5 protein-coding genes are annotated in these 7,515 nt (G+C 37.9%); all 5 read left to right on the top strand.

Annotation, left to right across the window (positions count from 1 at the left end; translation table 11 throughout):
- Positions 1 to 5,172, top strand: a 5,172-nt coding sequence (locus tag G592_RS0102265; RefSeq protein WP_028246379.1) for a DUF6531 domain-containing protein, incomplete at its 5' end; no start/stop codon positions are given.
- A 5-nt stretch (positions 5,173 to 5,177) separates the two neighbouring features.
- Positions 5,178 to 6,110, top strand: a complete 933-nt coding sequence (locus tag G592_RS0102270) for a hypothetical protein (protein ID WP_028246380.1) — start codon at positions 5,178 to 5,180, stop codon at positions 6,108 to 6,110.
- Positions 6,111 to 6,290: 180 nt separating this feature from the next.
- Positions 6,291 to 6,581 carry a WXG100 family type VII secretion target gene (locus tag G592_RS0102275; RefSeq protein WP_028246381.1) on the top strand — a complete coding sequence of 97 codons (291 nt, stop codon included), beginning with the start codon at positions 6,291 to 6,293 and terminating at the stop codon, positions 6,579 to 6,581.
- Between the two features lie 18 nt (positions 6,582 to 6,599).
- A complete protein-coding gene (locus G592_RS0102280; RefSeq protein ID WP_028246382.1) occupies positions 6,600 to 6,896 on the top strand; it encodes a WXG100 family type VII secretion target in 297 nt (98 codons plus the stop codon).
- Between the two features lie 63 nt (positions 6,897 to 6,959).
- Positions 6,960 to 7,412, top strand: coding sequence for a YwqH-like family protein (locus G592_RS0102285; RefSeq protein WP_028246383.1), 453 nt, complete (start codon positions 6,960 to 6,962; stop codon positions 7,410 to 7,412).
- Positions 7,413 to 7,515 lie beyond the last annotated feature (103 nt).

The following is a 7,515-nucleotide window of genomic DNA, read 5'->3' on the forward strand; positions in this document are numbered from 1 at the left end:
GCCATAATTAAGACAGAGTACCTTGATAAGGTTACTCTTGATTTTGGTAAATATGAGGACTCACTCAAGGGCATTGGCGAGCAGATTGAAAATCTGGCTGCAGATTTGAATGCTACCTGTTCCGAGGTAGGAAGTTATCTTGCACCAGATTACAGAAATTATTTTGCTACAATGGAGACTCTTGCCAGCAATGATGGTATGAGTGGTGTTGCTCCTGATACAAAAAAGAAGTTTGAGAACTTTGATTCCACACATGCAAATGATGTAAGCATGAGTGTTTACCAGACTCTTTACGATACCATCATGTCTAATATTGAGTCATTTATTAATGGTATCGGAAATGGAACAAGCTATGATATCAGAACCTACGATGGTGATAATTTTAATCTGAAGTGGGACAGTCCACTAAGCCATCTTTCTGGAGCAGCCCTTGCAGAGTACCTTCAGTACGTGGAGGATATGCATGCATACCTTAAGGGTAAAAAGGAAAGATGTGAGGTCTATAAATACGACCCTGTAAATATGTGTAACGGTAACTACATCAATGAGCACGAAGATTTTGTCATTGGTGGAAAGCATCAGTTGGAATTTAAGAGATTTTATAATGCTATTTCAAATGAGTTAAAAGATTTAGGCTGGGGTTGGACTCACAGCTATGAGGTACGTATATACGATATTCAGGGAAACTCAAAAATCAAGATTGCTTATGCAGACGGTAGTGAGGGTTCTTTTAGAAAGGAGAAGAACTACTATATAGAGGAACACGGAGAGCCAGGTATTCTTGAAAAGCTTGAAAATGATATGGGATATATCATTAAGCAGGATGACGGCTCTTATGAGAAGTTTGACTGGGATGGACGTCTATCTTCAATTGGTGATGAGGACGGAGATCATACAGTCATTCACTACGAGATTATTGAGGATCGAAGCAGAAGAATTAAGAAGGTTCTCACTAAGAATGGAAGCAGCTTAGAATTTTCATATTATGAGGATGGTGATAGCAAAGGCCTTGTTGAGAAGGTGACAGATCACACTGGAAGAAGTGTTTGCTACACATATGATGATACTAAGCATCTTGTTCAGATTATTGATGTTGATGGTGCTGTTAGAAGATTTACCTACACTGAAGATGGCAAGATTAAAGATGTAATCAATGCTAATGGTATTACAGCAATTACAAATGAATATGACAAACAGAATCGTACTATAAAGCAGAGCTTCCCAGACAATTCTGTTATGACATATGAGTATGATGATATCAATAAAACTACTACTGCTGTTGAGCAGAATGGCAATAGAGTAGTATATACTCACGATGAGTTAGAACGTCATACTAAGACAACATATTTTGATGGTGAGGAGCGCTTCACCTATAATGTTAGAAATCAAAAGACAAGCTTTACAGATAAGCGTGGAAATACAACACGTTTTGCATACGATAATAGAGGTCATCTCACAAAGGTTATAGATGCTCTTGGAAACAAGACTTTCTATACATATAGACCAGATGGCAAACCTTTGAACGTAAAGGGTCCTAGAGGGGATGAATATAAATACAATTACGATTTAGCAGGCAAGCTTTTCGAACTTAAAAACCCACTTGGAGAAACACAGCGTTTTTATTACAAAGAAGGTAATCTTTACAAGACTCGTAACGCCAATGGTGGAGTAATTCTTTTTGATTATGATGAAAAGGGTAACGTAAATACGATAACAGATCCAGACGGAGTTGTTACCGAATATAGCTATGATGCCCTTAATCGTGTAGTTGAAACAAAGACTGCTGATGGAGCTGTTACAAGATACGAATATGATGCAGCAGACAGAATTATCAAGACTACAGATGCGCTTGGATACACAAGAGAGTATACCTACGATAAGCTTGGTAATGTTATAGCTGAAAAAGGACCAGACGGTGCTATTAAAGCTTATGACCATAATGTCATGGGACGTGTATCAAAGGTAATTGATGAAGCAGGAAATGTTACAGAAATTACCTACAACGTAATGGGTAAGCAGGAAGAGGTACATCTACCTAACGGAGGTGTTGTTAAGTACGAATATGACCCTCTTATGCGTATTATTGGTATCACAGATCCAGAGGGAAGAACAAGCCGATTTGAGTATGATGCCAATGGAAATCTTACAGCAGAGTATCTGAGTGACGTGAAGATTCGTGCGGTAGAGTATGATGAACTCAACCGTGTTTCAAAGGATATTGACGCTCTTGGCCATGTTACATCTTACGAGTATGACGAGGCTGGAAACGTTACTTCGATTACTGATACTTTGGGACATAAGAATACCATCGAATATGATCTACTTGGCCGTGTTGTAAGAGAGTGCGATGCCCTTTCAAATGAAACCGTTTATACTTACACAAAGCTTGGATTAGTTGAAACTATTAAAGATGCTTCTGGTAGAATTAGAAGCTTTGAATATACTGATGCTGGAAAGCTTAAAGCAATTCGTTTCTGCGGAAAGCTGGAGCAGGAGATTACTTATGACAATGTAGGTCGTATTGCTAAGCGTAATTTTGCAGATGGATATGAAATTAGCTATACCTATGATGCTTTAAGCCGTGTGATTAAGGTAGAAGGTTCTGATGATAGAACTGTAGCATACGAGTATGATGCTATGGGACGTGCTACTAAGGCAGTTGACGGAGACAACACTACATTATATACCTACACAGCTACAGGCAGAATTAAGAGTGTAGTAGATGCTCTTGGAAATGAGACAGCATACACCTATGACAGCCTTGATAACCTTAAGAGTGTTCATAGAGCAGAAGGCAAAATCAATGATGACAGAATGCCTGTAGTAGGTGAGGATGGTCATGTAACACTTTACTCTTACGACCTTTCTGGACAGCTTACAAAGATAACAGATGCCCTTGGTCAGGAGGAGACTTACGAGTACGACCAGTATGGACGTCTTAAAACTAAGACTGACAGAGATAATTTTGACACAACCTATGAGTATAATAACCTTGGTGCTGTAACAAAGGTTGGATATGCTGATGGCAGAAGCGTGGCATTTGCCTATAATGAGCTTAACCAGCTTAATGAGATTAACGATTGGCTTGGTAAGACAGTAGTCGAAAATGATGCTCTTGGTAGAGTGACAAAGGTTACTGACTACCAAAATAGATCAGTTTCATATGAATACGGTAAGGTTGGAGAGAAGACTAGACTTATTTATCCAGATGGCAAGGAAGTTCTCTACAACTACAACGAGAGAGGTCAGCTTTCAAGTATAGTTGGAAATGGTAACGAAACCAATTATTCCTACGATGAACTTGGAAGACTTATAAATAAGTCCTTTGGCAATGGTGTAAGTCAGGCATATTCATATCTTCCTGGTGGAAATCTTGAAAGCATGACAAGCTCCGATAAGGAAGGACAGCTTGATAAATACTTCTATCATTACAACAATTCTGGATTGATTGATGGAATTGAAAGAAGTAGACGTGGTTTGGAGGCTGTGTCGGGACAGTATGAGTATAGCTATGACCAGTTGGGAAGACTTACTCAGTCAAGCTTAAATGGCAAGCTTCAGGCAGAATATGAGTATGATGCATATGGCAATAGAACTGGTCTTACTGAAAATGAATCAAAGACTACTTACTCATATGATGTATTAGACCGACTTGTACAGGCTAAAGAGCTTAATAATAGTCAAGCTGTAGTTAAAACTTACGACTATGATAAGCGGGGAAATCAGACAAAAGAATATTTGGATGGTCTCCTTCAGAAGACATTCACTTTCGATGTCACAAACATGCTGTCAAAAGTTGTTGATGTAAATAAGGGCGAAGTTGAAAATCAGTACAATGGTCTTGGTTATAGAGTTTCATCTACCCGTCCAGAAGAAAAAATTGAATATTTGTGTGATCTTTCAAGAGATTGCTACAACCTTCTTGAACGTACAGTTAATGGTGAGACTGAAAGCTTTATCTATGATAGTAATGTAGTTTCTATGTCAAAAGCAGGAAATAACTTCTATTATCTTCAGGATGAGCTTGGTTCACCTATGTATATGACAGGTACAGATGGTGTGGCTGTTACTTCGTATGCTTTTGATGATTTTGGTAGAAATCTTGACCCAAGAACTGGTAAGCGTAGAAAGCACGAATACACTACTCAGGGTAATATCATCCAGCCATTTGCTTTCACAGGCTATCAGGAGGATGAGGTTTCTGGTCTTAAGTTTGCTCAGGCAAGATTCTACAGTGCCGAGAACGGTCGATTTGTAGGAGAAGATCAGGTTCGTGGTTTCACGGATAATCCTGATACACAGAATCATTATCTGTACTGCTTTAATAATTCCATAATGTATGTGGATTTAAATGGTTTGTTTGCTGTTCTTGCAGCTATGGCAGCAACTGTTGCTGTAGGTGGAGCTATTGGTGCGATAACAGGTGCGGCAGCAAATCTTGTAACACAGGGCGTTAAGATTGCAACAGGAAAGCAGAAAAAATTTGATGTAGGTTCTCTTGCTGGCAGTGTTGCAGAAGGTGCTATCGTTGGCGCGGCAACAAGTTTCTGTGCAACTGGTATTGGTGGTCTTGCTTGTGCTGTTATTGGTGGTGGTTTAGGTGCTGCTGCTAATAGTGCAATATCTCAGAAGATTAATACTGGAAAGGTTAATGGAAGTAAAGTTCTAGAAGAGGGTATCGTAGGAGCTGTATCAGGTGGCTTATTCTATGGAGTAGGAAAAGCTGTTAAGGCAGTTAAAAATGCTATGCCTGGTGTTACACCAGAAAAGGCAGGACAGTCGTTATTCAGTAAGTTTAAGGATTCCTTTAAGGAACTGGATAAGTGCAGTAAATACTACGATCAGGTAATTAAATCAGGTCATAGACCCGGTAAGATTACAAGGGTTAATCTTGCTAATGCAAAAGATGCGGTTAAGCAGGTAGTTAAAGATCAATTCAAGAAAAAGCTTTGGTATAGTAATGCAGGTGATGTTGCTAAAAAGGTATTTAAATATAGTAAAACAGCATTCTACGCAACTTGTCCTTTACTAAACTTTAAGAGCCAGATTAAGAGTGGTTTGAAAGCTTTATGCCCTGTATACAGAGATAATAATGGTGATACCTTTGTTAATTTTGCAAGAAAATATCATGATGATCTAAACGGAGCATTCCAATGCTTAGTGGAGGGATAACAACAATGGAAGTGGCTATAAGAGTTTTTATATACCTGATAATCGTAGGTATTGTCAGGGGAATAATTGCAAAGAAAAAGGATGAAGAAGTTAAGAATGGTAATGAAATATCGTTGCCATCTATCTATGCTAAAATTTTTAAGTTTACTACAATATTCTTTTTGATTTTAGTCATAGCTTTAGAAGCTATTTTCTTGCTTACAGCAGGTGATGGTGAGCGAGGCGGTTATTTAATCGCCCAGCTTATCTTATTAGGCTTCGCAATTTTCAACTATATTTTTGCACTGTATATCGAGATTACACGTATTGTGTTTGATGATGAAAAGATTGTTGAACGTGAGCTGCTTATTGGAACAAAGGAATTCTACTATAAGGATATTGTTTCTTGTGTAAATTACGACACTAAATATGTCATTGAACATGGGAATGGAAAAAGAATAACGGTAGATGCTAGCCTTTATAATGCTGACACTTTATTAAAAAAGATAAAGAAAATGGGTGTGGAAGTTGAAAGTGCATCAAAGCATGGGTATGTCATCGCACCAAAGCTTCCATTAGTTTATCTACTTTTATTCTTTTTAGCTTTTGCTATTGGATTAGATGCTTATATTTTTATGCAGGGATCAAATCCAGGTTGGAAGGGTGTTCTTTTTACGAGTATAGCACCAGTATTTTTGTTAATTTTCTGCAAGGAAAAATATTATATTGCTCAAAAGCAGATTACTAGAAAATTTTTTGGAATTCCTAAAGAGACAATAGAGTTTTCTGCTATCGAAAAGGTCGTTATCAGAAAAGACTGGATGGAAGGCAGACATCTTATGGTATATGTTACTGGAAGAGAAAAGCCAATTTTCGATATAGATACTTCATATCTTAAAGCAGAAAGCTTTGAAGCTGATTTGAAAAAGAGAAACAAACAGGTAATAGATAATTATTAAAAAGAAAAGAGGATGTTAAAAACTTCTCTAAGATTTAAGGGACTGCCCCACTAAAAAATTCAGTGTAATAAAATGAAAAGGGGGAAGATACCTATTGTTATGTGAAATTTTCAGCCACAAGAATGCAAATAATAAGCATTATGTGATAAAGATACCAAGGAACATAGGAGGAATTGAAAAATGTCATTAACAGGTATGAACATTGAAGAAGTTGAGCAGTTACTTGCACAGCTTCACACAGGTGCAGATAATCTTGATGCACTTACATTACAGGTAAACAACTTACAGGGACCACTTACAGATGCGTGGGAAGGTGTAGAAGCTACAGCCGCTGTAGATTACCTTAACAGACTTTCTACAAAGATGAAGGATATGTCACAGGAGTTGATGAAGATTCATCAGTGGGTAGAACAGACAAAGACAAATTACGAGGATGTAGCTGCTCAGGGAGCAAGCGCATACAACGCATAGAAAGGTAAGGTATAGAAAATGGGAGCAATTAAAGGTACCGTTGCAGATATAGCAAGAAGTGGACAGCAGCTTGTAACATTTAGCGAGGATTTATCAGCAGAGCTCGCATCTATCAAGAGCACAGTTGATGAGATTGGAGAGATGACATTTGGTTCAGCAAGCGACAAGCTTTTAGATGTTTACTACAGCTTAAATGAGGATTTACAGAAGTATGTTGTTGAGCTTAACACACTTGGTACAAACGTACAGACATCAGCTAGCAACTTAGAGACTATCGACTCAGAAGCTTCAGCAAACTTAAGCTACGAAGGCTAATTTATAGTTCAGGTTTATATGTGGCAGCTCAGGCTGCCACAATAATTTTAAAGGAGTAAAAACATGTCAGATATTGAAGCAGCTCGTGCTGAGGCGGCAGAAAGAGCTCGTCGCGAAGCCGAGGAAGCAGAAAGAAGACGTCAGGCAAGAATCAGAGAACTTAGAAATCAGTTATCTGGTGTTGAAAGCAGAATAACTCATTTTGAAAATGTTCTTAGAAGACTTACTGATGCAAGAACATCTATGAATAGCTTAAAAAACAGACTTAATACAGAGGTAGACACACCTGTAATTACTTATAATCTTCATGGCGCATCAGAATGGGAAGGAACTAATGCCTTAAACGGAGTTGTTGCCCTTGCGAATATTAAAAATAGCAGATCAGCCTATGATTCTGATGTGGAAAAGCTTATATCAGATATCGGAAGAGGTGTAGATAGAGCTAATTCGATTTTACAGGACTTATATAGACAGAGAAATAACATTTTAAGTGAGCTTAGATCATTAGGCGCATAATTTTGGAGAATATAAATGTCAGCAAAAAAAACAACAATAGATACTACTGAATACGAAAGAGTAGTCAAAGCAATAGAATCAGAGAATAATAAAATTCTTGAAG

The organism is Pseudobutyrivibrio ruminis CF1b (assembly GCF_000424005.1).
Lineage (GTDB): Bacteria > Bacillota > Clostridia > Lachnospirales > Lachnospiraceae > Pseudobutyrivibrio > Pseudobutyrivibrio ruminis_C.